This is a genomic window from Sinomicrobium weinanense (assembly GCF_018863395.1).
Classification (GTDB): Bacteria; Bacteroidota; Bacteroidia; order Flavobacteriales; family Flavobacteriaceae; genus Sinomicrobium; species Sinomicrobium weinanense.
This window is the reverse complement of sequence record NZ_JAHKRR010000021.1, coordinates 3,678-5,388: the sequence shown is the minus strand read 5'-3', so window position 1 is coordinate 5,388 and position 1,711 is coordinate 3,678. Positions and strand designations below refer to the sequence as shown.

The 1,711-nt window shown below is 48.1% G+C and carries 1 rRNA gene; it reads left to right on the top strand.

The window, feature by feature from the left end:
* The first annotated feature begins 259 nt into the window (after positions 1–259).
* Positions 260–1,711: ribosomal RNA gene (locus KN811_RS21655) — 16S ribosomal RNA — on the top strand.

The following is a 1,711-nucleotide window of genomic DNA, read 5'->3' as shown; positions in this document are numbered from 1 at the left end:
TTTTTTCAAAAAGGGTTGTGAGAGTCAAAAAGAGTATTTACTTTTGCACCCGCTTATCCGGAGAGGATAGGTCATGTAGAGATGCGCGGAGGTGTGTCTTTATAGGAGAAAAAGCATAAGAAGTTCGTTGAAATATTGTTGACAGCACTTTTATTCATTTGAGAGAGTGAATATAGAGGAAGATTTAAGCAAGGTTATTTTGAGTAGGGGATTTTAAGAAAATCCTGGATATACTTTGAGTTAAAGTATATAAGATTAAACGATGAAGAGTTTGATCCTGGCTCAGGATGAACGCTAGCGGCAGGCCTAACACATGCAAGTCGAGGGGTAGAGTTCAGCTTGCTGAACTTGAGACCGGCGCACGGGTGCGTAACGCGTATGCAATCTACCTTTTGCAGGGGGATAGCCCGAAGAAATTTGGATTAATACCCCATGGTATAGCACCAGGGCATCCTGGAGTTATTAAAACTTTGGTGGCAAAAGATGAGCATGCGTCCCATTAGCTAGTTGGTATGGTAACGGCATACCAAGGCTACGATGGGTAGGGGTCCTGAGAGGGAGATCCCCCACACTGGTACTGAGACACGGACCAGACTCCTACGGGAGGCAGCAGTGAGGAATATTGGACAATGGGCGAGAGCCTGATCCAGCCATGCCGCGTGCAGGAAGACGGCCCTATGGGTTGTAAACTGCTTTTCTACAGGAAGAATAAGGAGTACGTGTACTCTGATGACGGTATTGTAGGAATAAGCACCGGCTAACTCCGTGCCAGCAGCCGCGGTAATACGGAGGGTGCAAGCGTTATCCGGAATCATTGGGTTTAAAGGGTCCGTAGGCGGTGCATTAAGTCAGGGGTGAAAGTTTGCCGCTTAACGGTAAAATTGCCTTTGATACTGATGCACTTGAATATGTGTGAAGTAATTAGAATATGTAGTGTAGCGGTGAAATGCATAGATATTACATAGAATACCGATTGCGAAGGCAGGTTACTAACACATGATTGACGCTGATGGACGAAAGCGTGGGTAGCGAACAGGATTAGATACCCTGGTAGTCCACGCCGTAAACGATGGATACTAGCTGTTGGGTAGCAATGCTCAGTGGTTAAGCGAAAGTGATAAGTATCCCACCTGGGGAGTACGTTCGCAAGAATGAAACTCAAAGGAATTGACGGGGGCCCGCACAAGCGGTGGAGCATGTGGTTTAATTCGATGATACGCGAGGAACCTTACCAAGGCTTAAATGTAATCGGACGTAATTGGAAACAGTTATTTCTTCGGACTGATTACAAGGTGCTGCATGGTTGTCGTCAGCTCGTGCCGTGAGGTGTCAGGTTAAGTCCTATAACGAGCGCAACCCCTGTGATTAGTTACCAGCATGTAAAGATGGGGACTCTAATCAGACTGCCGGTGCAAACCGTGAGGAAGGTGGGGATGACGTCAAATCATCACGGCCCTTACGTCTTGGGCTACACACGTGCTACAATGGTCGGTACAGAGAGCAGCCACTACGCGAGTAGGAGCGAATCTATAAAACCGATCACAGTTCGGATCGGAGTCTGCAACTCGACTCCGTGAAGCTGGAATCGCTAGTAATCGGATATCAGCCATGATCCGGTGAATACGTTCCCGGGCCTTGTACACACCGCCCGTCAAGCCATGGAAGCCGGGGGTACCTGAAGTCGGTGACCGCAAGGAGCTGCCTAGGGTAA